We start from the raw sequence: 25,353 nt of genomic DNA, 5'->3' as shown, positions 1-25,353 counted from the left end.
CCCGTGACGCCCGTCCCGAGCATCGCGTCGATCACTACGTCGGGATCGTCGAGGTCGAGAGCGCGCGAATCTCGCACTTCCGTGGCGTCGTACTCGCCCTGTTGGAGTGCGTCCCAGTTCTCGCGGGCGATCTCGGTCGTGATCGTTTCGGCTCGTCCGAGCAGCCGAACGCGGACGTCGTACGTGTCGAGAAATCGGGCGGCCACGAACGCGTCGCCGCCGTTGTTGCCCCGGCCGGCGACGATCGTGACTCGCGCGCCTGGCTCCGCGACGTCGCGGACGGCGCGCGCGACCGCGTTGCCGCTCGACTCCATCAACTGTTTCCTGGGGACGCCGAGCGCCGCGGCGTTCGCGTCGACGGCGGCCATCCGATCGATTGTGATCATGCCCGATCCGTCGTCCGCCGGCGGATTAAGCGTGCGGGCTATCGCCGGATCTCGAAGCCCGACTCGTCCTCGGGGTCGGCGTATTCGACATCAACGTCCTCGACGCTGGCGGCATCGCTGCCCGTGTGACACCACTCGACCATCGACTCGACAGCGTCCGCCTCGCCCTCGAAGACCGCCTCGACCCGACCGTCGTCGAGGTTTCGCACCCAGCCGTCGACGCCCTCCTCACGGGCGGCGTCACGGGTGCTCGCGCGGTAGTAGACTCCCTGCACGGTTCCAGAGACGAACACGTGTGCGCGGGTTCGATCCGTCACGACTGGCTGTTCGGCCACCGGACACAAAACTGTCTCCCGATCCGGATGGAATCCAACGGCTCGGCGATCAGGCGTTGTCGGGAACGTCGCCACCACCTCGGAGGTAGTGGAACACGTGAGTCTGGACGTAGCCAGCGTACTCGCCGCCGAACGCCCGACGAATGGCTCGTGAGGTCTCGGTGTAGGAGCCACGATCACAGTCAGGAAAGTGCTCGGCGATCGCGGTCTGGATCCACGTATCCAGTGGGACGGCTTCGAGATAGCCGAGCGAAAAGAGGAGCACGCAGTCGGCCACCTTGTCGCCCACGCCCATGAACTGCTTCAGATGCTCACGGGCGTCCTCGTACTCGCGTCCGCGGGCGTTCTCAGGTAATACCTCACCGCTCGCGACGAGTTCGGCGGTGCGCTCGACGTAGGGTGCGCGATACCCGAGCGAACAGTCCCGGAGCTCTGCCTCTGTCGCGTCGGCCAACTGTTCGGGCGTCGGGAAGGCGTGGTAGGTCTCGCCGTCGAATTCCACGACTGAGCCGAACTCCCGCGCGAGCGCGCGCTGCATTCCGTGGATCCGCCCCACCCGCATCTGCGCCGAGCAGATGAATGCGATCAGGGTCGCAAAGGGCGGGTCGCGGACGAGGCGCAGCCCACGGTAGGCGTCGAGGGCGGCGTCGATCAGCGAGTCGTCGGGTGTCGCCGCCCGGAGCGCGTCGAGGTCATCGTCGAGTCGGAGCAGGTGTGTCAACGGGGTGACCGCGTCGGTCGTCGCCTCCCATTCCAGTCGGCCGTCGATCTGCCGCACGCGAATGACCTCGCGCTCGCCCGTGAATCCTTGCGGGAGCGCGGTCGTGTACCACGCTGATCCACCGGAGACCGCCGACTGTTCGTAGGTTCGGCCGTCTTCGCGGGACCAGCAAAAGGACTGGCCGCTTTCGAGTGTCGCCTGGAGGTCGATCCCGCCTGCGAGGCTGTCGAGATCGATCGTCCCGGTTTCCATCGTCGACATCCACGGTTCGGGACGGATTGGCGCTTTCGACTCGGCGTGCCCCCAACGTTGATACCGTCAGACTGAGAAGAGTACACATGGATTGTCGAGTCGTCGTCGAGGCCGCCGTGCCCGTCTACGACGTCGAGACGGCCGACGAGGCCGTACGGATCGGCATCTCGAAGACGGGTGAGATGCTCAACCCCGACCTCAACTACGTCGAGATCGAGATGGGCACGCGGACGTCGCCCTCGGGCGAGGAGCTGGAGCCCGCCTTCATCGTCGCCGACGAGGCACTCGTCGCGCTCGAACTCGAAATGACGGTGTTCAGCGTCGAACGCGAGGAGCACGCCGCGCGGATCGCGCGCACCGAGATCGGTCAACGTCTCGAAAACATCCCGCTCGAAGTGCTCGAAATCGAGGTACTCGACGACGATGGCGACGCCGAGGAAACCGAAAGCAACGAAGGAGAGTCTGAAGAGAGCGAAACCGAGACCGATGAAACGGACGACGTCCTCCCCGAGTTCGACGAACTGCTCGACGACGAATCGGAGTAGACGGCGCTGACGCTATGGAGTGTGAGGTCGACAGGAACGCCGTTGTGCCGTTCAGTCGGCAGCTGCCGGGACCGTCTCGCTTTCGGTGTGACGCATCTCACCGGTGATTCCTTCGGCGAGCGCGAAAACGGCTTCCTTGTGGTCGGTCTTCGATTTGTGAATCGATGTCGGTCGGACGCCGAGGGATTCGTACCCCTCGTACTCGACCGCCGTCCCTGTTCGAGCTTGGTGGTGTTTGCGTACCTCTGCAAGCAGGCCGTGGAGGTGGATGAGCTCCTGCTTTTTCATAGGCAACTGGTTCTAGCGACTGGAGGGTTATAGTAGTGTATTGAGGTCCGTTAACACACGACCGCGGGGAAACGGCGGCTCAGCCCCGTTTTCGGCGAATAAGAATCATGAACGACATGCACGGCTGTTCGGGGTTCGAACGGGACGGTGACGCGGGGTGACTACTGGAGCTGTTTGAGCGTACTGAGATCGCGATCGGTCCGCATGAACTCGGCGATCCGATAGCTCGCGTGGCAGTTCGGACAGTGAAACACCGATCCCTGGGCGGGAAGCTCGCGTGGCGTCGATCGCCAGTTCTTCGCACACTCCGGACACAAAAGCTGGACGGCTGCTTCGTCCATGTCATCGACCGACACGCGAGAGCTACAAAAAGGTTCGCGTCAGTCAGGCTGCCATCACGTCGCCCTCGGCTTCGAGGAGCTCCTTGTACCGATTGCGGATGGTGACCTCGGAGATGTCGGCGACCTCCGAAACAGCGCCCTGGGTGACTTTCTCGTTGGTGAGGAGCGCAGCGGCGTAGACCGCAGCAGCCGCCAGCCCGACGGGGCTCTTCCCNAAACAGCGCCCTGGGTGACTTTCTCGTTGGTGAGGAGCGCAGCGGCGTAGACCGCAGCAGCCGCCAGCCCGACGGGGCTCTTCCCGCTGATGATACCCTCTTCCTTCGCGGTGTCGAGGAGCTGTCGAGCACGTCGCTCGGACTCCTCGGAGAGGTCGAGATCGGAAGCGAACCGGGGGACGTAGCTCGCGGGGTCGGCGGGCTGGATCTCGAGGCCGAGCTCGCGCACTACGTACCGGTACGTTCTGGTGAGCTCCATCTTCCCGACCCGGGAGACGGTAGCGATCTCGTCGAGCGATCGCGGGGTACCGGCCTGCCGTGCCGCCGCATACAGCGCACTGGTCGAGACACCCTCGATGGAGCGCCCAGGCAGAAGGTCCTCGTCGAGCGCGCGGCGGTAGATGACGCTCGCGGTCTCGCGCACGCTGTCGGGAAGCNGGGGTACCGGCCTGCCGTGCCGCCGCATACAGCGCACTGGTCGAGACACCCTCGATGGAGCGCCCAGGCAGAAGGTCCTCGTCGAGCGCGCGGCGGTAGATGACGCTCGCGGTCTCGCGCACGCTGTCGGGAAGCCCCAGAGCGGAGGCCATCCGATCGATCTCGCCGAGGGCCTGTTTGAGGTTTCGCTCCTTGGAGTCGCGGGTGCGGAAGCGCTCGTTCCAGGTGCGGAGGCGCTGCATTTTCTGGCGCTGACGGCTGGAGAGACTGTTGCCGTAGGCGTCCTTGTCCTGCCAGCCGATGTTGGTCGAGAGGCCCTTGTCGTGCATCATGTTCGTGGTGGGGGCCCCGACGCGGGATTTCTGGTCGCGCTCGGCGGAGTCGAAGGCGCGCCACTCGGGGCCGCGATCGATCTCGTCGGCCTCGACGACGAGTCCGCAGTCAGTACAGACGGTNGAGTCGAAGGCGCGCCACTCGGGGCCGCGATCGATCTCGTCGGCCTCGACGACGAGTCCGCAGTCAGTACAGACGGTCTCGCCGTGTTCGGTGTCGCTGACCAGTCGGCCGCCACACTCCGGACACACCAGCTCGTCCTCGGGGGCCTCCTCTTCCTGTTCGGTTTCGGCTTCCTGGGTCTCTTCCTCGCGGTTGATTCGGGTCGTTGTGTCGCTCATGATTGAGTTAGTGGGGTCTGAAGCGGTCGGCTGCTGGGGATGGTTCGTTGACAGTCCCAGAACTCGGTGCTTAACCAATCGTTAGTCCGTAAAGCACTTAAATCTGTCGGAGAACGGCGGCTGAGAACGGCCGTCTCACAGCCTAACGAGCGCGTAATCGCGCACCTCAAAAACCCTGGCAAATCGATGGTTTTTGGTGGGCTGATCGGCCCTGAGCGTCCGTGGTTCGGACCAGTCACGCTCGGCTCTCGGATAGCTCGTGGCAAGCCTTCGATCGTCGTCGCCGAGCGATCGTCGTTCGAATCTGAAGAATCGCTTCGACGTTTCGAAATCAGTCCCACGTGACCCACGTGAGAAACGCGATGCCGGCGAATTCGAGGGCACGCAGCGTCAACATCGCCTGCTGGGCGATCGTTGGCACGAAGCTCGGGTCAGTGACCCACGCCGTGAGGCCCTCGAAGTTGAAAACGAAGAAAACGATCGACAGCGCGTTCTCTGCGAGGAGCAACACGGCGAACACCAGCAGGCCGAGCGTGTGCTTCGAGCGGAACCGATAGAAGTTCCGCCCCCAGACGTACCCGAGGCCGATGAGGAGGGCCACGTTGAGCGCGCTGAGCACGCGCATCGCGTCGATCAGGACGGCCATCTACTGTCTCCTACCCTGTACGGCTGCATATACTCTTTCCCAATTCGTACCATACTCACTCCACCTGCTCCATGATTTCCTCGATGGTGTCCCAGTGATGGCGCGCCTGATCCGTCGGCAGGTAGATCGCGCCGTAGTCGTCGCCGCTGTCTTGTAGCACGCCGTTGTCTTCGAGCACGTCGAGGTGGTGTCGGACGGTTTTGTAGTCGAGTTCGAGGTCCTCAGCGAGCTGGTTTGCATTTCGCGGTCGCTCGTCGAGGGCGCGGAGGATGCGCACGCGGTTCGTGCCGCCGCGAGTACCCGTCAGCACGTACCACAGGACGGCCTCCATCGAGCGAAACTGACACACCCACCCCTTGTAAGCGCACCGACCGCGCACGGCGTTTCACACCGTGAATAGGTCATCCTCCGTGGGAACCACGAACAGCCCGATCCGCGCGCCCGCATCGAGCCACGCGTGGCCGTACGAAAACGCCGCGAGCGCGTTCACCATGTCGTCCGTTTCGCGGAAGTGCCGGCCGTCGTCGAGGTACGACTGCGCCATCTCCTGGTACTCGGCCGCGAATTCGGCCAGTGGAGTTCCGTCCGGCGGCGCGACGCTCGCCGCGTCGAGCGCGTCGGCGAGGAGGCGTTCGTAGCGATCGGTCTTCTCGTCGAGATCGGCGGGCATACCGATCGAAGCGGCGGTCGTGACCTAAACGCTTCGAGCGTCGCCGGGTTCGAGCACAAGGTAGTTGTTCGTGGCTGGCCTACTCGAATCCATGACTGGAGGCTCGGAGCCGGAGCACCACCGGCTCGTCGTCGCGGGGTCGGGGATCGCGGGACTGACGGCGGCGATCTACGCCGCGCGCTCGAACAACGCGCCCCTCGTGCTCGAAGGGCGCGAGCCGGGCGGCCAGCTCACCCTGACGACCGACGTCGCGAACTACCCGGGCTTTCCCGAAGGGATCGGCGGCCCCGAACTGGTGAACGACATGCAGGCCCAGGCCGAGCGCTTCGGCGCGGAGATCCGCCACGGCGTGATCGAGCACGTCGACGATTCGGACCGCCCCTTTGAGATCGAACTCGCCGACGGCACGCGCCTCACCGCCGACGCCGTGATCGCCGCGAGCGGCGCGAGCGCGCGGACACTCGGCGTGCCTGGCGAGGACGAACTGATGGGCTACGGCGTCTCGACGTGTGCGACCTGTGATGGAGCCTTCTTCCGCGACGAGGAGATGATCGTGGTCGGCGGCGGCGACGCCGCGATGGAGGAGGCAACCTTCCTCACGAAGTTCGCCTCCAAGGTGTATCTGATTCACCGCCGCGAAGCGTTCCGCGCGGAGGACTACTGGATCGATCGGCTCGAAGAGCACGTCGAGGCCGGCGAGATCGAGGTCGTGCGCAACACCGAACTCACCGAGATTCGCGGAACGCCCGAGGATGGCATCGGGGGCGCGTCGCTCGTCCGCCACCCCGAAGGCCACCCCACAGAACGGCTCGACGATCCCGAAACCGAACGCTTCGAGATGGACGTCGGCGCGGTTTTCCTCGCCATCGGCCACACGCCGAACACCGGCTATCTCGGAGATACGGGCGTCGAGATGGACGACGCGGGCTACCTCGACACCCGGGGCGGCGCTGGCGGCGGCCAGACCAGAACGGGAGTACCAGGAATCTTCGGCGCTGGCGACGTGGTCGACTACCACTACCAGCAGGCCGTGACTGCCGGCGGGATGGGCTGCAAAGCGGCGCTCGACGCCGACGACTACCTCGAAACGCTCGACGAGGAGCCCGCGACCGATGCCGAGGCGGCGCTCGCCGAGTCCGACGACTGATCCACAGCTGAAGTTTCGAACCGCCGACAGCGGACTATTCTTGTGATTTCGCCTCAGAGATAGTCGAACGCACCGTCGTCGACATCGAACGCGGCGCGGTCGTGGGACCACTCGAAAGTGGCCGGATCGTCGAGGTCCTCGAAGTAGCGCACGATCTCCGTGCCGACGTCCTCGCCGTAGAGGCGCGGCCCCGACCCGAGGCGGTCACGGGTGGCGTCGTTGGTGAACGCGTACTCGACGATTTCGGCCATCGATTCGCCGGATACGGGCGGGACCAGCAGGTTCGTGTTGGCGTCCATCACCGTCTCGGGGCGGTCAGTGTTGAACCGGGCGGTGAGACACCGCGTCTCCCGGATGTGGTTGAGTTCCTCCTGGACGCTACCGGAGTCGGTGAGCGCCGCGAAACACTGCCCCGAGCGGAAGAACTCGTAGACGTGGGCGTGCTTCTTCCAGAGCCCAGTAAAGAGGAAGTTGTCGTTGTCGGCGGCGAGGCGTTCGAGTTTCTCGCGGAGCCCGTACTCGTCGAGCGCGGTGCCCGTCGCGTGCAGTTCCACGAAGTTGACGTTATAGCCCGCCTCGACCAGGCGGATGACACAGTCGACGATCGCACGGAACCGATCGGGGAGGAGGTTCGCGCGGCGGTGGACGTCCACCCGTATCCAGTCGTCGCGCTCCTCCAGTTCGGGGTAGACGTCGAAGACCGACTCCCCGCCCTCAGCGTCGGCTTTCAACTCGATGGCATCCACGACGGAGTTGCCGACCACCGGGATGCGCTCCTCACCGTCGACGGCGGCGGGGTAGCCCTCGCGTGTGAGGTGATCGCGGTTCAGATCGACCGGCGCGAAGTGATAGAGGCAGGCCGCCGAGCCGACGAACGTGTCGTACTGCTCGGGGAACGGTTCGGAACGATCGAGGGACCACTCGCCCTCCCACTGATCGCGGACGAATGCGGCGGCGTCCACGTCGTCGGCGGCGTAGGCGTCGAACGACGGAGCCATGCCACGGAGGCCCGCCTCGTTGTGAGCGGCGTACTGGTTGGTGGCGAACGCCCACGCCTGGGGAACGACGCCGGCGGCGTGCGTGTCGCCGTGGACGAGGGGGAGTATCGTCGTCTCTGGGTAGTGCTCGTCGAGGTGGGCGGCGACGTCGGCGACGCGGGTCGTGACCTGAGCCGTCTTCTCGGAGAGGCCGCCGCGCACGCCGAGATCCACCGCTATCGCGTCGTCGATGCCGTACTCCACGAGGCCGTGCCCGAGCACGTCGTCGTAGTGTTGCCCAGTGTGAAGAACGAAACACGGGAACCCGCGGTCACGCGCGGCGGCGACGACGGGAGCCTGCTTGTAGAAGTCGGGTTTGGTCGCCGTCACCACCGCAAGGGCGAGATCGGCGTCACCGCCGTCGAGTGCTGCATCGAGTCGATCCTCGTGGATCCGAAGCCCAGCCATTTCGTGGTCGTTTCCGCGTCGCCAGCTTATACGCTTCCCTTCCGCTTCCGACAGCTTCGTCGGCTCCTTCGGCGGGAAGACACGGGCGAAACGCTCAATCCGCGACGGTGTAGGAAAGAACGATACCGTCGTCGAGTCGGTCGGCGGCGGCCAATGTGAGCTCCGGAAACTCGTCGACGAACCCCTCGCCGTCGGCGAGCGTCGGCGCGTCGCGTCCCCCGATGATCTGCGAGCCGACGAACACCGAGAGCTCGTCGACTACTCCCGTCTCGAACGCCGAAAACAACAGTTCGCCGCCGCCCTCGATCAGTAGCCGGTCGATCCCGTCGGTTTCGAGTTCGGCGAGCGCCGCGGCGAGATCGACGCGCTCCGTGCCAGCGGTGACAAGGTGTGCGTCGGCGTCGCGGAGTGCGCCGCACCGATCGTCGGGGGCCGTCTCGCCAACCGCGACGTAGGAACGGGCCACGTCGTCGAGCACGCGGGCATCGGGTGGTGTTCGTGCGCGCGTATCGGCGACCACGCGGGCTGGATGGTCGGAATCGCCGCGCTCGCGTCGCTCGGCACGGAGGTCGGGATCCTCGACGGTGAGGTGGGGATCGTCGGCGAGGACGGTCCCGACGCCGACCATGACCGCATCGCAGTCCGCCCGGAGCGCGTCGACCCGCGCGAAGTCCTCGTGGCCGCTGATCCGGATCTGCTCGCGTCGGCGTGAGGAGAGCTTGCCGTCGGCGCTCATCGCCGCGTTGACTACGACGTGCATGAGGGGCTTCCCCGTCGCTCGGGAAAGCCGCTTTCGGTGGGATGGCGGAAGCGGTGGCCAGAAAGCGGTGGCCGGGCCACAGACTTTTGCGCTATCCCGTCGTCGCGTGCGTATGGACTCCGACGTGGTCCACACCGACGACGTTCCGGTGACCGACCTCTCAGAGATCGACGAGCTCCCGCCCGACCTCGACATCCGCTCGATCGACGACGCCCTCGGCACCGACGAAACGAACTGCAAGCTCTGGTACTTCGATCCCGGCGAGGAGATCACCTATCACGCCCACTCCGAGCAGGAAGAGCTCTACTACATCATCCAGGGTGAGTTCTCGCTCAAACTCGGCCGGTCGGGCGAGGAGGAGTACCACGAGGTCGGCCCGGGAACCTTCTACGCCGCCGGTCCCGAGGTCGGCCACGGCCACCGGTATCTCGGCGACGATCAGGGGATCGTCCTCGCCATCGGCGCACCGTCGGTCGAGGACCCCGGCCTCGACCCCCACGAGATCGACTGACCGCCTCGCCGGCCGCACGACACCGCTACTCGCCACCACTGCGCTACTCGACGTCGATTTCGGCCCCGGGTGCGTTCCGGCGGACGCTCCGCAGCCCCTTCAGTGCGTTCTGCTTCGAGGCGTACCCCTCGCCACCGTCGGCGATCACGTTGCCGTTGCGGTGGACGAGCCGCCACCGCCACTCGTCGGCTCGATCGCGAAACACCTCGAACCGCGCGAGGCTCTCACTCGCGGTCTCCTCGCCGGTCACCGACGGCGCGTCGGTCGTCTCGTCAGTGCCGTCGTTCTCGTGCTGCACGACGCTTTCCTCGCTTGCAGGTTCTGACCACTCGATCTCGACCTCGAACTCCACGTCCGATCCCTCGTCGGTTCGCTCGCGCTCGAGTTCGATCTCGATCGTCGACCGGTCGGGCGGTCGTACGGTCACCGATCGGCCGTTGTCGGCGAGCGTCACCGTCCCGTCGTCGAACTGATCGGCCAACGACCGGAAGATCGCGGCGATCTCGGTACGGTCGCGGGTTCGCTCGGTCTCGAAGAGAGTCTCCTCGGCCATACTCCTCCGTTCGCCGGGCGAACATATGAATGCGACTCCCCCACTCACCCCTGCCGACGAAGTGGTTCGTTCGTCAGGCCGCGTAGGAGGTGTCGAGGTATTCGACGATCCGTTCCGATTCGGCCATCGTGATCCCGCGGTCGTCGTCGACGAGCACCGGAACCGCGCGCTGGCCCGACACCCGCTTGACCTCGTCGCGCTTCGAGTGGAGACCCTCGGTCCAGACGCTCTCGAACTCGACGTCGAGTTCGTCCAGTCGATCGACCACGAGTTCGCAGTACGGACAGCCTTCGAGCCGGTAGAGCGTGAGGCTCATACTCCACCACGGAGTGCCACGGGCAAAAGCGTGTTCCGCGCGGCACACTCACCTCGACGACCGGAGGCTTTTCGCCCACGGCGGCCGATGGCGGGGTATGCCACCGAGCGAGGGCGAGCGCGCGCCGGATTTCGAAGCGCTGCTGTGCGACGGCGAGACCTTCCGACCGCGACGGCTCGCCGACGTGCTCGACGGCGGCTGTGTAGTCGTCTTCTACGGCTTTTCGTTCAGCGCCATCGCAGAGAACTGGTGGAAGCGCTACGACCGTGCCGGCTGGGACGCCTTCGACGTCCCGGTGGTCGGCGTGAGTCGCGACGGACCGTACGCCCAGAACGCCTTCCTCCGTGATCTCGACAGCCCGTTCCGCCTGTTCAGCGACGTCGAGGGCACCGCCGCCGATGGGTACGACCTGCTGACCGAACGCAACGGGATGGGATCGACCCGGACCGCACGCCGCGCCGTCTTCGTTCTCGACGCCGATCGACGTGTCGTCGATCGCTGGCTCGCCGACGACTGGATCTCACCGGTTCCCCGCGAGGAGATCGAGGCCGCGGTCACAGAGACGACACGATAACGTTCGGGAAAATCGGAGACTACCGTCGAGTTCAGTCGTTCGTCTCTGGCTCGACAGGCAGCAGTTCCGAGAGTTCGGAATGCTCGGAGAGAAGCGTCGACTCGTCGCGGTAGTCCGCGTACACGTCCTCGGCCCACTCGCGGGCAGTGGGGGAGGCGGTGTCAATGTACGTCTTCAGGAGTCCGGTTTCGTCGTCGTAGAGCCCGATCCCGATCCGGTCGTCACACAGTGTGAGCCCGAACGGGATGTCGTCGTGGACTCGCAGCGTGAGATTGCCGCTCTCGAAGGCCTCGTGGGCGCGATCCGGATTCGATTCGAGAAGCGATTCGACGACGTCGGGGAGGAAGATCGCGTCGGTCTCCATCCCTGCGACGATGCGTGCGTGAAGCCCGTCGAGATGGAGCGGGTGGATCGCGGTCGGATCGACCCCGCGAAGGCGCTCGGAGTCTTCGACCAGCGACATGAACCGGCGCACTCCTCTGTACGGATCACCCGGTTCGGCGGTCGTCACGGTCGCATCGCCGAACGCCTCGCGGACGAACGCCGGATCACCGTCCGAAACGACCTCGAACACCGGTTCGACCCGCCGTGCGGTCTCGACCGTCCGCCGAAACTCGGCGACGGCCTCGGCAACGACTTCCCCCATCGGCGTCAGCGAGAGCTCCCCTGACGATCGCTCGACGAGTCCCTGGTCCTCGAACGAGCGTGTGAATCGGTGAGCCGTCGGCCGGGACACCCCCAGACGCTCTTGGAGCTCCCGTCGGTCCAGCGCCCCGTCGCGCAGTACCGCAAGCGCCGACGCCCGTCTGGCGAGCTCGACCAACTCATCGGACATCGGTTATCGTGGCATATGCAGCCACAACACTTAAATTGCTACCAAAATCTCCGAAACGGACCCGTTCAGCGAGGGCGTTCTGTCCGCTGCCGCGACGGAGCACCGATGGGAACGAGATCCCGTTCATCTCCGTGAGAGCGATCGATGATAACAGCCCCTCGGCAACCATTCCAAGAAGTAACTGATCGCTGTTCAAACCTGCTGGAACGACGATGAGCGACGACACCACGATGGCGACGACTGCGATGCCAACCGCCGGGGAAAGCCCGGCCACCACCGTCGGTAGCGCGGCCGGGAGCGAGGCCTTTCGTTTCCTCGCGTTCGAACAGCCGGGGACGTACACCTACGAGGTGACGACGGGCGGTGCAGACGGTCAGAAGCAGAGCGGTGAGTACGTCATCGATGTCGTGCAGGCAGCCGAGGACCAGTACGAGGTGCAGGTGTCGTTCTCGATGGGTGAGATGTCGAACCAGCAAACGTTCACCGGCACTCGCCAAGCGATCCAACAGCAGATGCTGAGCAGCCAGGTCGGTGCTTTCCTTGCGCCGCTCGCGACGATGACTGGGTTCTACGGCGGTCGTCCGCTCCAGGTCGGTCAGAGCTGGTCGTACTCGTCCCAGCAGGGAACGGTGGGCTTCGAGGTCACGGGCGAGGACTCCTACGCTGGCGTCGACTGTTTCGTCCCGCAGGCCAGTGTGAACGGCACCACCGTTCACGAAGCGTGCGTTTCGCCCGACAGGGGGCTGGCTCCCTACACCGCCTACTACGACGAGAGCGGCACCCTCACCTTCGAAATGGAGCTCACCAGCTACGAAGCTGGGTGAAGACAGCGGGAACGACTATCCACCCGCTCTCCATCGACTTACGGAACGGAACCGGAAGTGACCAACCCGCTCGTGGTCGACGCCGACGATCGCTCGACCACCTCGAATCACGGCGAAGCGTTATCCTCACGCCGGGAGACGCACCGACATGCGACTCGACGGCGTTCGCGTGCTCGATCTCACGCGCTACCTCCCCGGCCCGTACGCCACCCAGCTCCTCGCCGACGCCGGCGCGGACGTGCTGAAAATCGAGGACACGGACGGCGGTGATCCGGTTCGTGGGATGGCGCTCACTGATGCCGACGGAACCCTGTTCGACGCCGTGAACCGTGGCAAGCGAAGCGTCGCGCTCGATCTCAAGTCCGATGCGGGCCGCGCAGCGTTCTTCGCACTCGCCGCCGACGCCGACGTACTGATCGAGGGATTCCGGCCCGGCGTGACCGACCGTCTCGGGATCGGCGACGATTCCGTCCGCGAGCGCAGTCTGGATATCGTCTACTGTTCGCTGTCGGGCTACGGCGCGACCGGGCCCCGGCGAGCGCGCGCCGGTCACGACCTGAACTACGCCGCGTTCTCGGGGCTGCTCGACATGACGAGACACGGTCCCGACTCGCGACCGTCGATCCCCGGCGTCCCCGTGGCCGACATGGCTGGCGGCCTCTTCGCAGCGTTTTCGATCGTCGGCGCGCTCTGCTCGCGTGAACTCGGCAACACCGGTGGCGAGTACATCGACGTCGCCATGACCGACGTGTTGCTCTCGTTCTCACAGGCGATCGCGCCCGACGCGTTCGTGGACGAATCCGCACGCCCGCGACCCGGCGAGACCGCACTGACCGGCGCGCTGCCGTGGTACGACGTCTACGAAACCGCCGACGGCGGCTACGTGACTCTCGCGGCGCTCGAACCCGCGTTCTGGCGGGCCTTCTGCGAGGCGGTCGACCGCGAGGACCTCGTCGACAGTCACGGAAGCACCGATCCGGCAACCCGGACGGCACTGCGCGAAGAGCTCGCCGAACTGTTCGCCACCGAGACCCGCGCGGAGTGGGACGAACGGTTCGAAGGTATCGATGCGACCGTCGAGACCGTCCGCACCCTCTCGGAAGCGATCGATCACCCACAGACCGCCGTCCGCGGCGTGATCGAGCGGCCCACGAACGCACCGCCACGGATCGGGTTTCCGGCACAGTCGTCCGACCACGCCGACGCCGCCGAACGCGTGCCGGACCACGGCGAGCACACCGCTGCGGTGCTCCACAAGGTGGGCTACGACGATGCCGACCTCGAACGTCTCCGCGAGACGGGGGCTGCGGGGTTCGGCGACTGATCAGGCTCCGTCCGAACCAGGTCCGCGACGGTCGACCAGCATCGACCGATCGAGCTCGTCGAAGCTCGTATGTCCCGAGAGCGCGAGCGTCAGGTCGAGATCCGCGAGGAAGTCGTCGAGGACGCTCCCGACGCCAGCCTCGCCGTCGATCACGAGACCATAGGCGTAGGGTCGTCCGAGCAGAACGCTATCTGCCCCGAGCGCGATCGCCTTCACGACGTCCGCCCCGCCCCGGATCCCGCTGTCGAACAGTACGGGAACGTCGACGGCCTCGACCACGCTCGGCAGCGCTGAGAGCGCGCCGATCGCGCCGTCAACCTGGCGGCCGCCGTGGTTCGAAACGATCACGCCGTCCGCGCCACACTCGACCGCGCGCTCGGCGTCCTCGGGGTGGAGCACGCCCTTGACGACGAGTGGCAGGTCGGTCTCCTCGCGGAGTGCGGCGAGGTCGTCCCAGGTCAGTGACGGATCGCCGAAGATATCGATGAACTCCATCACCGCCGAGCCTTCGTTCTCCTCCGGTGGAACGTCGAGGCGATCGCGGAAGGCCGGGTCCGAGAAGTAGTTTGCCACGCCCTTGCCGTCGAGGAAGGGGAGATAACCCTGTTCGATGTCGCGCTCGCGCCAGCCGAGGAGGGGCGTGTCGAGCGTGACCACGATACCATCATACTCCGCCGACTCGGCCCGGTCGATGAAGCTGTGGGCGATGTCGGGGTCGGCCGACCAGTAGAGCTGAAACCATTTCGGCGTCTCACCGAGCTCGTCGGCGACTTCCTCCATCGTATAGGACGACGCCGAACTGAGCACCATCGGCACGTCGCGGTCGGCGGCCGCCCGCGCGACCGCGAGCTCGCCCTCGTCGTGGACGATCGAGAGCACGCCGAGCGGAGCCAGCAGGAAGGGGACTTCGATCTCGTCGCCGAAGAGGTCGACCTGGAGGTCGCGCTCGGCGACGTCACGGAGCATTCGCGGGACGATTCGCCAGTCGTCGAACGCGCGGCGGTTCTCGGCGACCGTGCTCTCGGTGCCGGCCCCGCCGGCGACGTAGGCCGCGGCCTCCTCGCTCAGCGCCTCCTTTCCTTTGCGTTCGAGGTCGGCGTACCGAACCGGATAGCCGGGCGGATCGTCGGCGAGCATCCCGGAGGCGTAGACGTCGCGCTGTCGGTTCTCCCCGTACGGCTCCGACGACTCCGACGGTTCGTCCGTCATCGTCTCACATGCACTCGCCCGACGGAAGTAGGTTTACCCGCCTGGCCATCACTCCGACTTTTCGACGCCGACGAGAGCGAGCACGTCTCGGGGATCCCTGATCCGGTGGTCCACGACGGGATCGTCGGGGTCGGCGTCGGCCGCGCTCCCGCCGAACGCCGCAGTATGAATCCCGGCTCGCGACGCCCCAACCATGTCGTTCTCGTAACGGTCGCCGATCATCAGCGTCTGTGTGGGCTCGATACCCGCTTTTTCGAGAGCGGTCGCGAACATCGCTCCGTCGGGCTTGGTGCGACCGACTTCTTCGGAGGTCGTCACGGCGTCGAGGTGGGCCGCGACGCCGAACTGTGCCAGCAGCCGCTCGGCCTCCCACGTGTCGATGTCGCTGACGATGCCCTGGTGGACTCGTCCGTCAAGGGCGTGGATCGTGTCGACTGTCTCACTCACGGGTTCGAGCTGCTCGCGGGTCGCGCGCTCGAACGCCGGTAGCCAGTCGTCCTCCGCTACCTCGTGGCCGACCACTCCTTCGATCGCGCGCTCGTAGCCCGTCCGGGCGCTCCGGAACACGTTGCCGTCACGTTCGCGGAAGTGGGTGCCGAGCTCGTCGCGCCACGTTTCTAGCGCCGTCGCCTCGTCGAGATCGTACTCGTCGGCGAGCGCCCCGACGAACGCGCGGTGGCCCGCCCGAACCGAGCCGAGATCGAGGAGCACGCCGCCGATGTCCCAGAACACCGCCTCGTAGCGTGTTTCGTGGCTGTCAGTCATCTCCCTCCAACGACAGATCCCATGCGTATCGAACTCCCGGTTTCATCCCAACAACAGTTATACACCGTGAGCACACTCCCAAACATGTAAAAAAATAAAACCATTGTTCCATTGGAGACGTTCGCGTTGTTCGTCATGTGTCCACCGCTGGCGCTTCTCGCGCTCGTTCTTTTCCCAGTGACGTTGCTGGTGGTGTCTCAGCGACCTCGTCCGCGACCCTTACCCCTCCCTCGTCCTCTCTCGCCGCCCCGCCCTCGACCGCTCCCGCTGCCCCGACCGCGGTCGTCGGCTGCATCGCCTGGATCGTAGACCCAGATCATGTTCGGCGGATCGTGGCTCGCTTCGGTGCTGTCCTCGCCGATGATGACCCGGCCGTCGGGCATGACGACGATGTTGTCCGGGTTGGCGATGGTGTTCTCGGGATCGACCGCCGAGTTCGAGCCGAGCATGTGGGTTCCGAGCACTCCCGAAGCCTCCTCCTGGTTCGGGTTGAACGAACAGTCCGCACACACGCTGCTTGCCGAGTTGGGGCTCGCGTCGTAGGGACAGCCACCACAGATGTTCGCGTCGGGCCCACCGGTGACGACCGGCTCCATCCGCCCGACGTCGTAGTTTTCGTCCAACTGCATCCGATAGACCGCGCCGTAGTCGTTGCCGGCGAGCTGCACGTCGTCCTCCTCGTCGCTCATCGTCTCGTTGATCTCCGACATCGCCATGTAGAGGTGGTCGCCGGGTCGGGCGTCTCGTTTGATGTTGACGCCCTCCATCTTCCGGAACTCGTCGGTCGCACCGACCGCGGCGGCCGCCTTCCGGGATTCGAGGAAGGCCACGCGGTCGTCGTCGGCGTTCCCGTTCGCCCACGCCTCGATCTCGCGATCGGTGATGTAGTCCGGGTCGTTCTCGGGGTCTTGGCCGTCGTATTCGGCGATCCACTCCTCGATTTCGTCGTCATCGCCGTGGGCGAGTTCGATCCATTCGAGCGCGAACCCGACCGCTGCGGGGTCGTCACCGGATTCCTGACTCGCTCTCGCGGCGTAGAGCGTTCCCGCGGAGAGGTCGCCCGGCTCGTCCGCGACGAACTTGAAGAACACCGTCCCGGTACCGTCGTCGCTCATGTAGGCCGTCCGGCGATCCGGCATGACGACCGCGTTCTCGTGGGCGAACCGCCCCATCGTGAAGTGTTTCCGGGGTTCGGGCTCGGCGGTCGGTTCCTCCAGTTCGACGATGTAACCGTACCGATAGGCGTTGCCGAAGTCGCCGAGATACTCCTCCATCGTCTCCTCGCGGTTCCCGTAGGTCTGCTGGTCGGGCTCGAACCACGCCTCCGCGTCGGGTTCGTACTCCTCTGAGGTCAGGGGTGTGCCCCACGGGCTCACCGTGCCGAAGCAGTTGTTCCAGGTTCCCTCGACGTCCCGGAAGTCGATGTTCCGCTTGCCGAGGACCTCCCACTCGTGGTTCGTACTCTTTCCGCGCCGACCGGGCATTCGGAGATGGAGTCGGCTCACCATCCCCGGGGCGGTCTCCCAGTTGGTGAACAGATACGCCTCGTTCGGGTGGTCACCCGGAACGAACCCGTTGTAATCGGGCGTGTTCCCGTCGGTCATCGGATCGCCCGCTGCCGAGTACGGAACGCCAAACTGCTCCCCATCGTCGGTCGGGTCGCCGCCGTTGGCGAGCGGCTGGTGGCGACCGACGGCGGTGTGGACCGTCCCGCTGGCCTCGTCGTCGGGAACCTGCACGCTGGCGAAATCCGACGGTAGGTCGTGGAGGTTTGCCCCGGTCAACGCGCCGACGGTACCCTCGTCGTAGGGGTCGTCGTTCGTGGCGTCGGGATGCTGGACGTTGAAGAAAAACCGTCCGTTCCGCGTGAGGAACATGCCGGTGACTTCCGCGCCACGGACCGTGGTCGCGAGGCGGTTGAGTGTCGGACCGTCCTCGTGATCGTGGTCGTGCCCGCCTCCCGGGCCACGACCGCGCGCAGCGATCGGCTCGCTTGCGATGCCGCCGAGTCCCAGTGCCGTCAGAAGCCCGATCACGTCGCGTCGCGAATGATCTGACATCTGTTCACGCGTTTCGTGGGTATCTTATCAAACTATGGTTATCAATACAACTCGACAACAACCGGAATTTTCCGAATGTTTCTCTACTGTCGACGTCCGGGCTCCTCCCAGCGATACGGGCGGACGTTCGGGCACGATGTCACCTGGCTACCGGGATTTATTATCGCTCCACCCGTCGCATCCGACGCGATGACAACAACCACGCGGAGGTGGACGCGGTGACGACCGACCAGTTCAGCGTCGACGGCGACACCGCGATCGTCACGGGTGCATCGAGCGGGATCGGGCGGACGATCGCGGAGCGGTTCGCCGCCGACGGCGCGGACGTCGTGATCTGCTCGCGCGAGCAGGACAACGTCGATCCGGTCGCCGAGGGGATCAACGAGAGTGACGGCGGCCGCGCGGTCGCGGTCGAGTGCGACGTGCGCGACCGCGAGTCGGTCGAGGCGCTGGTCGACGCCACCGTTTCCGAGTTCGACGGGCTCGACACGCTGGTGAGCAACGCGGGCGCGAGCTTCATGGCGAACTTCGAGGAGATCTCCGAGAACGGCTGGAAGACCATCGTGGACATCAACCTCCATGGCACGTACCACTGCGCACAGGCCGCGGGCGAAGTGATGCGCGAGGGCGACGGCGGCACGATCGTCAACTTCGCGAGCGTTGCGGGCCAGCTCGGCGCACCCTACATGAGCCACTACGCCGCCGCGAAGGCGGGGATCATCAACCTCACGTCGACGCTCGCGTTCGAGTGGGCCGATCATGGAGTCCGAGTGAACTGCATCGCGCCGGGCTTCGTCGCCACGCCCGGCGTCGCGAGCCAGATGGGCGTCACAGCCGAGGAGATCGACAGGGACGACGTCGATCGCCGGATCGGCACGAGCGAGGAGATCGCCGATATCACGCAGTTCCTCGCCAGCCCCGCCTCCTCGTACATCGTGGGCGAGACGCTCACCGCACGCGGCGTGCCGGACATCATGGAGTCCACGCCCGAGGCATGACCGATTCCACTGACTCCGCTGATCCCGACGCCGACCGCGAGGTGTTCCTGCCGGTGGCGGCCCAGCCGAGCGTCGATGCGCTCTGTGAGCAGGCCGTTCGAGCCGAACAGCGGGGCTACGACCGGGCGTGGCTCCCCGAGACGTGGGGTCGCGACGCCGTGACCGTACTAACGAGCATCGCCCACCGAACCGACGAGATCGGGATCGGGACCTCGATCGCACCGATCTACTCGCGCTCGCCCGCGCTGCTCGGTCAGACCGCCGCCACACTCCAGGAGGTCTCGGAGGGCCGATTCCGGCTCGGACTCGGCCCGTCAGGTCCCGCAGTAATCGAGAACTGGCACGGCGTCGACTACGGCAACCCGCTCCGGCGCACGCGCGAGACCGTCGAGATCGTGAAGGGGGTGCTCGCCGGCGAACCGGTCGAGTACGACGGCGAGTACTTCGACCTCTCGGGGTTCCGTCTGCGGTGTGAGCCACCCTCCCCGCCGCCCGCGGTCGATGCGGCCGGGATGGGACCCAAGGCCGTGGAGCTCGCCGGCCGGTTCGCCGACGGCTGGCACGCGCTGATGGTCACCAGAGAGGGGGTTCGGGAGCGCCTCGCGGATCTCGAACGCGGGGCCGACCTCGCCGACCGGGACGCCGACGAGGTGCGGGTGACGCTCTCGCTGACCTGCGCGGCGCTCGACGACCGCGAGCGTGCCCGCGAGTCGGTCCGTCAGCACGTCGCGTTCTACGTCGGCGGGATGGGAACGTTCTACCGCGACAGCCTCGCCCGCGTCGGCCACGAGGAAACGGCCAACGAAATCTACGACAACTGGCAGGACGGCGACCGCGAGGCGGCGATCGCGGCCATCGACGATGACCTGCTCGACGCGCTCGCGGTCGCCGGGACACCCGACGAAGCCCGCGAGCACTTCGAGAAGTTCGCCGCCATCGATGGCGTCGACGCGGTGTCCGTATCCTTTCCGCGAGATGCGACGATGGAGGAAATCGACGCGACCATCGAAGCACTCGCTCCCTGACACTCTCCCACGGTCGTATCGATTCGAACTGACGGCATGGTTTCATGCCGGAACGAACGCCGTGTTCCGCACGGATCAGGATCGCCGAAACGGGCCGTATCTGCGCATGGCTGTCGATGTGAATCGACCACAAACGCCCCAATCGAGCTGTCTCCGTCCTGATTCGTCTTCCCGAGATCGTGGGATTTACCCGTCCAAACGCGCTCATGCCGAGCACTGTTCGTGAGCGATCATCGACCGACATCGTCGACCGAACGGAACCGGTTGTGGCATCGGAACTGTCGGAATAATTTACTACCTCGAAGGCGGGACGATCCCGGCCGGCGTGACCGACCGTTCGTCGCTACACCCCCGACACAGTTCCATCCCTAACGATGGATCTGTGGCACGTGTTCGGCCTCGACGAGGCCGACTGGGGCGAGACCGGGCTGTTCTTCGTGACGATCGGGGTGTTGGTGGCGCTGGTGACGGTCGGACTCGTGAACCCGACGCTGTTGACCAGCACGCTGAACGGCGCGTACGACTGGGTGTTGCACAACTTCGGGTGGTGGTTCATGCTGCTCGGCGGCGTCATGATCGTGTTCGGCCTGTTCATGACGCTCTCGCGGTACGGAAAGATCCGCATCGGCGGGGAGGACGCCGAGCCCGAGTTCGGCCTCTACTCGTGGATCGCGATGGTCTTTACCGTGGGCTTCGGGAGCTCCATCGTCATCTGGGGCGTCGGCGAGCCAGTACAGATCGTGAACAACCCGCCACCGCAGCCGTTCCCCGTGGGTGGAGCCGCGCTCAAACCGCTCGCGCTCGCGTTCATGTTCCTCCACGAGTCGTTCCCGGGGATGGCGATGTGGTACATTCCCGTGACGCTTTCGTTCGCTCTGATGATCTACACCCAGTCGGTCTCGGAGTACAAGCTCAGCTCGATGCTCGACGTGGTGTTCGATCGGGAAGAGCACGGCTGGCTCTACTGGCTCGTCGATCTCTCGGCGCTGGTGGCGATGGTCGGCGGCATCGCGACGTCGCTCGGCTTCACCGCCCAACAGCTCGCGACGATCCTCGATACCGTCTACGGATTGCAGGCGACGACACTCACCTACGGGCTGTTCGCTCTCATCGGCCTGGTCTTCCTCGGCGACGTCTGGCTCGGGCTTCGCAGCGGGATCCAGAACGCGGCCCGGCTGACGATGGTGTTCATGGCGCTCGCGGCCGCACTGTTGCTGGTCGTCGGCCCGACGCTGTTCACCCTGAACCTCACGCTCGACGCGACCGGGATCTGGCTCAACAACCTCCCACGCCTGATGTTCTACGCTGCACCGACCAGCGGCGGAAGCTGGCCACAGCAGTGGACCAGCTTCTGGTGGGCGTGGTGGGTCGCATGGGGTCTGTTCGTCGGGAGTTTCGTCGCTCGCGTCTCGAAGGGCCGCACCATCCGCGAGACGTTCGTCGCGCTGGTGCTCGTCCCCTCGGGGCTGGTCTGGGCCCAACACGGCATCATCGGCGGCTGGGTGCTCTCGCCGGAGTACTTCGGTCCCGTCAGCGACGCCCTCGCCGCGAACGACATCCCGGCAGCCGTCGCCAAGGCCATCAGCATCACGCCGTACGGCAACGTGCTCGGCGTCCTGCTCGTGCTCGTGATGGTTGGGTATATCCTCACGACGCTCGATTCGGCGGTGTTCATGCTGTCGGCGATCACGCTCGGCGACGAGAACCCGAACGCGCGCAACCGGGCGTGGTGGGGCGTGTTGCTCGCCTTCCTCGGTGTCATGACGCTCCAGCTTCCGGCGTTCAGCGCGATGCAGTCGTTCTCGCCGGTGATGGCGCTGCCGTTCACGCTGTACTTCCTCGTCTTGGTGTACGGGAGCTACATCACCGCTCGGGACTACTACCGCGAAGAGCTCGCCACGCCCGACGAGGAGCCGTTTTTCTCTTTCACCACCCGGACGGAGTCCACGACCGGGGGTGAACCGGGAAGCGGTGGTGATGGCTACACCACCGACGGTGCAGGAACCGAAAACGACGACTGACGCGCCGACGACGGTCGCCGCGACCGTCAGGCAGTCTTCTCAGCGAACTTCTCGCGGACCTTCTCGATCTTCGGCTGGGCGTGGAACGAACAGTAGGCGTCCTCGGGATTTTTCTCGTAGTAGTTCTGGTGCTCCTCACTCGCCTCGTAGAACGTCTCAAGGGGCTCGATCTCGGTCACGACTGGATCGTCGTAGCCACCCTCGGCGTCGAGCGCGTCGATGTACGCTGCGGCCGTTTCGTGCTGGGACTCGTCGTGGGTGAAGATCGCCGAGCGGTACTGGGTTCCGACGTCCGGACCCTGTCGATTCAGCTGTGTCGGGTCGTGGACGGTGAAGAGCACGTCGAGCAGGTCCTCGTACGCGATGCGATCGGGATCGTATTCGATCTGGACGACCTCTGCGTGGCCGGTGTCACCCGAGCAAACCGCTCGATACGTCGGATTCTCGGTGTGACCGCCCGCGTAGCCCGAGGTCACGTCGTGTACGCCGTCGAGTTCCTCCATCGGGGCCTCGATACACCAGAAACAGCCGCCGGCGAGCGTGGCTCGCTCCGTTTCGGTTGCCATGATTGAATTTGGTCGCGCGCGGACGAAAACCCATCGCTCCGCGGGAATCCGGTACCACAGCTGTCGAGACACCAGCAGCGGAGTGAACTATTTCACCGCGGCGCACGATCGAACGATCATGACGGATTATACCGGCGCGGACCTGTTCGTGGATGCGCTCGCCGAGTACGGCGTGACCCACGTCTTCGGAAACCCTGGGACGACGGAACTCCCCGTGGTCCACGCGATCGCCGAGAGCGAGATCGAGTACGTCCTCGGGCTCCACGAGGACATCGCGGTCGGGATGGCGGGCGGCTACGCCCAGACCCGCCGGTATCACGCCCACCACGACGATAGCGTTCTCCCGCTGGGCGTGGCGAACCTCCACACCACGCCCGGCCTCGCTCACGGCCTCGGGAACCTCTACGCAGCGAAGATCGCCGGCGCGCCGCTGCTCGTGACCGCCGGAAATCATAGTACGGATTTCCGCCACGAGGAGCCGATCCTCTCGGGCGATCTCCTCAGGTTGACGCGCCAGTTCTGCAAGCAGAGCCACGAGGTGCTCGACGTGAGTGCGGTCCCGACGATGGTCCGCCGGGCGGTCCGGACCGCGCTCACCCCGCCGACGGGCCCGGTCTTTCTGGGGCTGCCGCTCGACACCATGATGGCCGAAACCGACGCCCGCCCCGAGCGCCTCGGCCCGATCCCCACGGCTGGCGGCGGCGACGCCGCAGCGATCGAGCGTGCGGCCGACCTGCTCGTCGGGGCCGACGCGCCGGTGTTGGTGGTCGGCGATCACGTCGCCCGCGCCGGGGCGGACGCGGTCGCGGCCGCGGTCGATCTCGCGGAGGCCGCCGGCACGCGGGTCCACGGCGAGATTCTGTCCTGTGAAGTCGACTTCCCGATGGATCACGACCAGTGGGTCTCGCCGATCCCGCCGGACGAGGACCTCGCGCGGACGCTGCTCGACGCCGACACGGTGGTGTTCGCGGGCTGTTCGACCAACACCACGCTGACCCGCCACGAGCACGCGCTGGTGAGCGACGACACGACGTGCATCCACCTCAGCGACGCCGTCCGCGAGATCGGCAAGAACCAGCCCGCCGACGCTGCGGTGATCGGCGATCCGGGCGTCGTGCTGGGCGAGCTCGCCGCCAGGGTGCGCGACCGGCTCGACGAGGAGACACGCGAGGACCGCCTCGAAGCGGTCGCGTCGGTGAAGGAGATGGTCGAGGCCCAGATGGCGTCGATGGGGGCGGGCGAGGAAGCGGACGATGACGATCCGCGGGCCTCGAAGGACGAACTCGTCGACGCACTCCAGGAGGCCGCGCCGGAGGCGTTCGTCGTGGATGAGGGCGTGACCGCGAAATACGCGATGCTCACGCGGTGGCCGCTCCAGCCCGAGCAGTACATCTCGAACAAGGGTGGCGGCCTCGGCTACGGCCTCCCGGCGTCGGTCGGCGCGGCGTTCGCCGAGAGCCAGCGCGACGACCCGCGCGACGTCCTCGGGTTCGTCGGCGACGGCTCGTATCTCTACTACCCCCACAGCCTCTACACCGCCGCGCGCCACGACCTCGATCTCACAGTTGTCATCCCCGACAACCGCAACTACCGCATTCTGAAGGACAACACGCTCGACCTGCTCGGCGGTGAAGAAGCCGACTACGACTGGGTCGGGATGGAGTTCGAGCCGCCCGTCGACATCCCGACGAACGCCGAAAGCCACGGCGCACGCGGCGAACTGATCGAGTTGCCGGACGAAATCACGCCCGCGGTCGAAGCCGCCCTCGATCGCGACGGCCCGGACGTGCTCGACGTTTTGGTTCACGACTGATCGTCGACGGATGATTTATACACGCGATGTGCTAACCATCAACAGATGGATCGTTCGGTTCGCGTCGCGGCGGTGCTCGTGCTGGCGGTCGTCCTCGCCGGCTGCAACGGTCTCGCGCTCGGCGGTGACGGGACGCCCACGCGGACGGTCACGCCCGCGGCCGTTCCGACGGACGAGCCGACGCCGACGCCCCGTCCGGAGCTTGCGCCGGGGCTCACCGGCGATGGCGTCGTCGATCCGTTCGCACTCGGGAACGCCCATGCCTCGGTCCTCGACGGATCGTCCTATACCCTCCACGAAAACAGCAGCGTAGTGTATCCGAGCGGGATGATATACAGCAACGGAACGGTCGCAGCGCGGATCACGCCGGACGAGGATCGCTACACCGTCGTCCGGACCGGATCGCAAACGAGCGCCTCGTTTCCCGTGATCGAGGAGCGGTTCTGGTCGAACAGCAATCGAACCCTCTCCGTACGGACGACCACCGACGAGACGACGTACGGGATCGCCGACGGCGACGATGGACCGCTCTCGGTCCGGCGAGTGGTGGCCGGCGATCCGACCAACAGCGAACGGATCGCAGCGCTGCTCGGCGCGATGGAGACACGCGTCGTCGGACAGGCGGTCCGAAACGAGACGCAGCTCTACCGCGTCTACGGGTCCAACCTGACGAGCGCGTACGCCCTCGACACCGAACAGGAAGCGCCCGGTAACGTCGCACTCGTCGCTCTGGTCGATCGCCGCGGGCTCGTCCACGAGTACCGCCTGAACTACACCGCGTCGATCGACGGCGATCCGGTTCGGGTCAGTCGTCGGGTGCGCTACACCGACGTGGGATCGACGACCGTCGATCGTCCGTCGTGGTACGCGGCAGCTGTCCGGAACGCCACCACGACCACCCAGAACGTCACCACGACACCCTCGAACGGGACGGACGCACCGACCACTACGACAGCTACGGCCGCCGGTGTTTCCATGATCACCGCGGTGCCGATCACAGCCGGTGTCGGTTCCGCGACCTCCGCCTCGAACACGTCGGCGGCTCCGACGACGGGATCGGCGACCACGGGAACGACGACGTAGCTCGCCGAACCGA

At 65.9% G+C, this 25,353-nt stretch carries 28 protein-coding genes and 2 pseudogenes; 11 read left to right on the top strand and 19 right to left on the bottom strand.

The features are described from left to right. From C450_RS09750 to C450_RS09740, 3 genes are all read right to left on the bottom strand, one after another. Nucleotides 1-386, bottom strand: a 386-nt coding sequence (locus C450_RS09750) for an NAD(P)H-hydrate epimerase (protein ID WP_005043117.1), incomplete at its 3' end; no start/stop codon positions are given. Nucleotides 387-424: 38 nt separating this feature from the next. Continuing rightward, nucleotides 425-703, bottom strand: a complete 279-nt coding sequence (locus tag C450_RS09745; RefSeq protein ID WP_049910054.1) for an acylphosphatase — start codon at nt 701-703, stop codon at nt 425-427. A 67-nt stretch (nt 704-770) separates the two neighbouring features. Next, nucleotides 771-1,694, bottom strand: a complete 924-nt coding sequence (locus tag C450_RS09740) for a DNA-3-methyladenine glycosylase family protein (protein WP_049910053.1) — start codon at nt 1,692-1,694, stop codon at nt 771-773. Between the two features lie 86 nt (nt 1,695-1,780). Between C450_RS09740 and C450_RS09735 the strand changes: the two genes are divergently transcribed. Then, nucleotides 1,781-2,239, top strand: coding sequence for a DUF555 domain-containing protein (locus tag C450_RS09735; RefSeq protein WP_005043114.1), 459 nt, complete (start codon nt 1,781-1,783; stop codon nt 2,237-2,239). Between the two features lie 51 nt (nt 2,240-2,290). Here C450_RS09735 and C450_RS09730 read toward each other — a convergent pair whose 3' ends face one another. From C450_RS09730 to C450_RS09705, 7 genes and pseudogenes are all read right to left on the bottom strand, one after another. Next, nucleotides 2,291-2,527 (bottom strand): UPF0058 family protein, encoded by a 237-nt coding sequence (locus C450_RS09730; protein ID WP_005043113.1) that lies wholly within the window; start codon nt 2,525-2,527, stop codon nt 2,291-2,293. Nucleotides 2,528-2,688: 161 nt separating this feature from the next. Next, entirely contained in the window at nt 2,689-2,868 is a 180-nt protein-coding gene (locus tag C450_RS09725; RefSeq protein WP_005043112.1) for a DUF7836 family putative zinc-binding protein, read from the bottom strand. Between the two features lie 43 nt (nt 2,869-2,911). Beyond that, nucleotides 2,912-3,519: pseudogene (locus tag C450_RS23485) on the bottom strand (transcription initiation factor IIB); the annotation flags it as partial. A gap of 160 nt (nt 3,520-3,679) precedes the next feature. After that, nucleotides 3,680-4,195 (bottom strand): annotated as a pseudogene (locus tag C450_RS23480) (transcription initiation factor IIB); the annotation flags it as partial. A gap of 331 nt (nt 4,196-4,526) precedes the next feature. After that, nucleotides 4,527-4,841: a hypothetical protein gene (locus C450_RS09715; RefSeq protein WP_005043109.1), complete on the bottom strand. Its 315-nt coding sequence runs from the start codon at nt 4,839-4,841 to the stop codon at nt 4,527-4,529. Nucleotides 4,842-4,896: 55 nt separating this feature from the next. Continuing rightward, nucleotides 4,897-5,172 (bottom strand): winged helix-turn-helix domain-containing protein, encoded by a 276-nt coding sequence (locus C450_RS09710; RefSeq protein WP_005043107.1) that lies wholly within the window; start codon nt 5,170-5,172, stop codon nt 4,897-4,899. 54 nt (nt 5,173-5,226) lie between these two features. After that, entirely contained in the window at nt 5,227-5,511 is a 285-nt protein-coding gene (locus C450_RS09705) for a DUF357 domain-containing protein (RefSeq protein ID WP_005043106.1), read from the bottom strand. A 91-nt stretch (nt 5,512-5,602) separates the two neighbouring features. Here C450_RS09705 and C450_RS09700 point away from each other — a divergent pair, with 91 nt between their 5' ends. After that, nucleotides 5,603-6,658 (top strand): NAD(P)/FAD-dependent oxidoreductase, encoded by a 1,056-nt coding sequence (locus C450_RS09700; RefSeq protein ID WP_005043105.1) that lies wholly within the window; start codon nt 5,603-5,605, stop codon nt 6,656-6,658. 53 nt (nt 6,659-6,711) lie between these two features. On the opposite strand, the gene C450_RS09695 is transcribed toward C450_RS09700, so the two are convergent. Both C450_RS09695 and C450_RS09690 read right to left on the bottom strand, forming a co-directional pair. Beyond that, complete coding sequence (locus C450_RS09695; protein WP_005043104.1) at nt 6,712-8,103, bottom strand: UDP-N-acetylglucosamine 2-epimerase; 1,392 nt, start codon at nt 8,101-8,103, stop codon at nt 6,712-6,714. Between the two features lie 94 nt (nt 8,104-8,197). After that, nucleotides 8,198-8,863: a 2,5-diamino-6-(ribosylamino)-4(3H)-pyrimidinone 5'-phosphate reductase gene (locus C450_RS09690; RefSeq protein ID WP_005043102.1), complete on the bottom strand. Its 666-nt coding sequence runs from the start codon at nt 8,861-8,863 to the stop codon at nt 8,198-8,200. Between the two features lie 112 nt (nt 8,864-8,975). Between C450_RS09690 and C450_RS09685 the strand changes: the two genes are divergently transcribed. Next, entirely contained in the window at nt 8,976-9,374 is a 399-nt protein-coding gene (locus C450_RS09685) for a cupin domain-containing protein (protein ID WP_005043101.1), read from the top strand. Between the two features lie 43 nt (nt 9,375-9,417). On the opposite strand, the gene C450_RS09680 is transcribed toward C450_RS09685, so the two are convergent. Continuing rightward, nucleotides 9,418-9,927 (bottom strand): HVO_2922 family protein, encoded by a 510-nt coding sequence (locus C450_RS09680; RefSeq protein WP_005043100.1) that lies wholly within the window; start codon nt 9,925-9,927, stop codon nt 9,418-9,420. Between the two features lie 73 nt (nt 9,928-10,000). Next, nucleotides 10,001-10,243, bottom strand: a complete 243-nt coding sequence (locus C450_RS09675) for a glutaredoxin family protein (RefSeq protein ID WP_005043099.1) — start codon at nt 10,241-10,243, stop codon at nt 10,001-10,003. A 97-nt stretch (nt 10,244-10,340) separates the two neighbouring features. Here C450_RS09675 and C450_RS09670 point away from each other — a divergent pair, with 97 nt between their 5' ends. Next, a complete protein-coding gene (locus tag C450_RS09670; protein ID WP_005043098.1) occupies nt 10,341-10,817 on the top strand; it encodes a peroxiredoxin family protein in 477 nt (158 codons plus the stop codon). Between the two features lie 31 nt (nt 10,818-10,848). Here the strand turns inward: C450_RS09670 and C450_RS09665 are convergent, their stop codons facing one another. Further along, nucleotides 10,849-11,652 carry a helix-turn-helix transcriptional regulator gene (locus C450_RS09665; RefSeq protein WP_005043097.1) on the bottom strand — a complete coding sequence of 268 codons (804 nt, stop codon included), beginning with the start codon at nt 11,650-11,652 and terminating at the stop codon, nt 10,849-10,851. 212 nt (nt 11,653-11,864) lie between these two features. Between C450_RS09665 and C450_RS09660 the strand changes: the two genes are divergently transcribed. Further along, nucleotides 11,865-12,476 (top strand): hypothetical protein, encoded by a 612-nt coding sequence (locus C450_RS09660; protein WP_005043096.1) that lies wholly within the window; start codon nt 11,865-11,867, stop codon nt 12,474-12,476. Nucleotides 12,477-12,624: 148 nt separating this feature from the next. Further along, on the top strand, nt 12,625-13,800 hold the full coding sequence (locus C450_RS09655) for a CaiB/BaiF CoA transferase family protein (RefSeq protein WP_005043095.1): 1,176 nt from the start codon (nt 12,625-12,627) through the stop codon (nt 13,798-13,800). Here C450_RS09655 and C450_RS09650 read toward each other — a convergent pair whose 3' ends face one another. The 3 genes from C450_RS09650 to C450_RS09640 all read right to left on the bottom strand — a co-directional run bounded on the left by C450_RS09650 (nt 13,801) and on the right by C450_RS09640 (nt 17,834). Further along, nucleotides 13,801-15,009 (bottom strand): alpha-hydroxy-acid oxidizing protein, encoded by a 1,209-nt coding sequence (locus tag C450_RS09650; protein ID WP_005043093.1) that lies wholly within the window; start codon nt 15,007-15,009, stop codon nt 13,801-13,803. A gap of 48 nt (nt 15,010-15,057) precedes the next feature. Then, complete coding sequence (locus tag C450_RS09645; protein WP_005043092.1) at nt 15,058-15,774, bottom strand: HAD family hydrolase; 717 nt, start codon at nt 15,772-15,774, stop codon at nt 15,058-15,060. 197 nt (nt 15,775-15,971) lie between these two features. Next, nucleotides 15,972-17,834 (bottom strand): alkaline phosphatase PhoX, encoded by a 1,863-nt coding sequence (locus C450_RS09640; protein ID WP_005043091.1) that lies wholly within the window; start codon nt 17,832-17,834, stop codon nt 15,972-15,974. A 218-nt stretch (nt 17,835-18,052) separates the two neighbouring features. On the opposite strand from C450_RS09640, the gene C450_RS09635 reads away from it, so the two are divergent. The 3 genes from C450_RS09635 to C450_RS09625 all read left to right on the top strand — a co-directional run bounded on the left by C450_RS09635 (nt 18,053) and on the right by C450_RS09625 (nt 21,878). Continuing rightward, nucleotides 18,053-18,832: an SDR family NAD(P)-dependent oxidoreductase gene (locus C450_RS09635; RefSeq protein WP_049910052.1), complete on the top strand. Its 780-nt coding sequence runs from the start codon at nt 18,053-18,055 to the stop codon at nt 18,830-18,832. Further along, nucleotides 18,829-19,857 carry a TIGR04024 family LLM class F420-dependent oxidoreductase gene (locus C450_RS09630; RefSeq protein WP_005043089.1) on the top strand — a complete coding sequence of 343 codons (1,029 nt, stop codon included), beginning with the start codon at nt 18,829-18,831 and terminating at the stop codon, nt 19,855-19,857. Before C450_RS09635 ends, C450_RS09630 begins: the two co-directional genes overlap by 4 nt. Before the next feature lie 374 nt (nt 19,858-20,231). Further along, complete coding sequence (locus C450_RS09625; RefSeq protein WP_005043087.1) at nt 20,232-21,878, top strand: BCCT family transporter; 1,647 nt, start codon at nt 20,232-20,234, stop codon at nt 21,876-21,878. 26 nt (nt 21,879-21,904) lie between these two features. On the opposite strand, the gene msrA is transcribed toward C450_RS09625, so the two are convergent. Beyond that, nucleotides 21,905-22,444, bottom strand: a complete 540-nt coding sequence (gene msrA / locus C450_RS09620; protein WP_005043086.1) for a peptide-methionine (S)-S-oxide reductase MsrA — start codon at nt 22,442-22,444, stop codon at nt 21,905-21,907. A gap of 118 nt (nt 22,445-22,562) precedes the next feature. Here msrA and C450_RS09615 point away from each other — a divergent pair, with 118 nt between their 5' ends. Beyond that, a complete protein-coding gene (locus tag C450_RS09615) occupies nt 22,563-24,257 on the top strand; it encodes a thiamine pyrophosphate-binding protein (RefSeq protein WP_049910050.1) in 1,695 nt (564 codons plus the stop codon). Between the two features lie 45 nt (nt 24,258-24,302). Further along, on the top strand, nt 24,303-25,340 hold the full coding sequence (locus C450_RS09610; protein WP_005043084.1) for a DUF7537 family lipoprotein: 1,038 nt from the start codon (nt 24,303-24,305) through the stop codon (nt 25,338-25,340). Nucleotides 25,341-25,353 lie beyond the last annotated feature (13 nt).

The organism is Halococcus salifodinae DSM 8989 (assembly GCF_000336935.1).
Taxonomy (GTDB): Archaea; Halobacteriota; Halobacteria; order Halobacteriales; family Halococcaceae; genus Halococcus; species Halococcus salifodinae.
This window is presented reverse-complemented; position numbering and strand designations above follow the sequence as displayed.

What these genes read in the sequence shown, in the direction of transcription:
- msrA (WP_005043086.1), bottom strand. Translation starts at nt 22,444, where the DNA reads ATGGCAACCGAAACGGAGCGAGCCACGCTCGCCGGCGGCTGTTTCTGG.
- C450_RS09685 (WP_005043101.1), top strand. Translation starts at nt 8,976, where the DNA reads ATGGACTCCGACGTGGTCCACACCGACGACGTTCCGGTGACCGACCTC.
- C450_RS09705 (WP_005043106.1), bottom strand. Translation starts at nt 5,511, where the DNA reads ATGCCCGCCGATCTCGACGAGAAGACCGATCGCTACGAACGCCTCCTC.
- C450_RS09735 (WP_005043114.1), top strand. Translation starts at nt 1,781, where the DNA reads ATGGATTGTCGAGTCGTCGTCGAGGCCGCCGTGCCCGTCTACGACGTC.
- C450_RS09725 (WP_005043112.1), bottom strand. Translation starts at nt 2,868, where the DNA reads ATGGACGAAGCAGCCGTCCAGCTTTTGTGTCCGGAGTGTGCGAAGAAC.
- C450_RS09645 (WP_005043092.1), bottom strand. Translation starts at nt 15,774, where the DNA reads ATGACTGACAGCCACGAAACACGCTACGAGGCGGTGTTCTGGGACATC.
- C450_RS09695 (WP_005043104.1), bottom strand. Translation starts at nt 8,103, where the DNA reads ATGGCTGGGCTTCGGATCCACGAGGATCGACTCGATGCAGCACTCGAC.
- C450_RS09630 (WP_005043089.1), top strand. Translation starts at nt 18,829, where the DNA reads ATGACCGATTCCACTGACTCCGCTGATCCCGACGCCGACCGCGAGGTG.
- C450_RS09670 (WP_005043098.1), top strand. Translation starts at nt 10,341, where the DNA reads ATGCCACCGAGCGAGGGCGAGCGCGCGCCGGATTTCGAAGCGCTGCTG.
- C450_RS09655 (WP_005043095.1), top strand. Translation starts at nt 12,625, where the DNA reads ATGCGACTCGACGGCGTTCGCGTGCTCGATCTCACGCGCTACCTCCCC.
- C450_RS09700 (WP_005043105.1), top strand. Translation starts at nt 5,603, where the DNA reads ATGACTGGAGGCTCGGAGCCGGAGCACCACCGGCTCGTCGTCGCGGGG.
- C450_RS09660 (WP_005043096.1), top strand. Translation starts at nt 11,865, where the DNA reads ATGAGCGACGACACCACGATGGCGACGACTGCGATGCCAACCGCCGGG.
- C450_RS09715 (WP_005043109.1), bottom strand. Translation starts at nt 4,841, where the DNA reads ATGGCCGTCCTGATCGACGCGATGCGCGTGCTCAGCGCGCTCAACGTG.
- C450_RS09615 (WP_049910050.1), top strand. Translation starts at nt 22,563, where the DNA reads ATGACGGATTATACCGGCGCGGACCTGTTCGTGGATGCGCTCGCCGAG.
- C450_RS09710 (WP_005043107.1), bottom strand. Translation starts at nt 5,172, where the DNA reads ATGGAGGCCGTCCTGTGGTACGTGCTGACGGGTACTCGCGGCGGCACG.
- C450_RS09665 (WP_005043097.1), bottom strand. Translation starts at nt 11,652, where the DNA reads ATGTCCGATGAGTTGGTCGAGCTCGCCAGACGGGCGTCGGCGCTTGCG.
- C450_RS09675 (WP_005043099.1), bottom strand. Translation starts at nt 10,243, where the DNA reads ATGAGCCTCACGCTCTACCGGCTCGAAGGCTGTCCGTACTGCGAACTC.
- C450_RS09680 (WP_005043100.1), bottom strand. Translation starts at nt 9,927, where the DNA reads ATGGCCGAGGAGACTCTCTTCGAGACCGAGCGAACCCGCGACCGTACC.
- C450_RS09730 (WP_005043113.1), bottom strand. Translation starts at nt 2,527, where the DNA reads ATGAAAAAGCAGGAGCTCATCCACCTCCACGGCCTGCTTGCAGAGGTA.
- C450_RS09690 (WP_005043102.1), bottom strand. Translation starts at nt 8,863, where the DNA reads ATGCACGTCGTAGTCAACGCGGCGATGAGCGCCGACGGCAAGCTCTCC.
- C450_RS09625 (WP_005043087.1), top strand. Translation starts at nt 20,232, where the DNA reads ATGGATCTGTGGCACGTGTTCGGCCTCGACGAGGCCGACTGGGGCGAG.
- C450_RS09610 (WP_005043084.1), top strand. Translation starts at nt 24,303, where the DNA reads ATGGATCGTTCGGTTCGCGTCGCGGCGGTGCTCGTGCTGGCGGTCGTC.
- C450_RS09650 (WP_005043093.1), bottom strand. Translation starts at nt 15,009, where the DNA reads ATGACGGACGAACCGTCGGAGTCGTCGGAGCCGTACGGGGAGAACCGA.
- C450_RS09640 (WP_005043091.1), bottom strand. Translation starts at nt 17,834, where the DNA reads ATGTCAGATCATTCGCGACGCGACGTGATCGGGCTTCTGACGGCACTG.
- C450_RS09740 (WP_049910053.1), bottom strand. Translation starts at nt 1,694, where the DNA reads ATGGAAACCGGGACGATCGATCTCGACAGCCTCGCAGGCGGGATCGAC.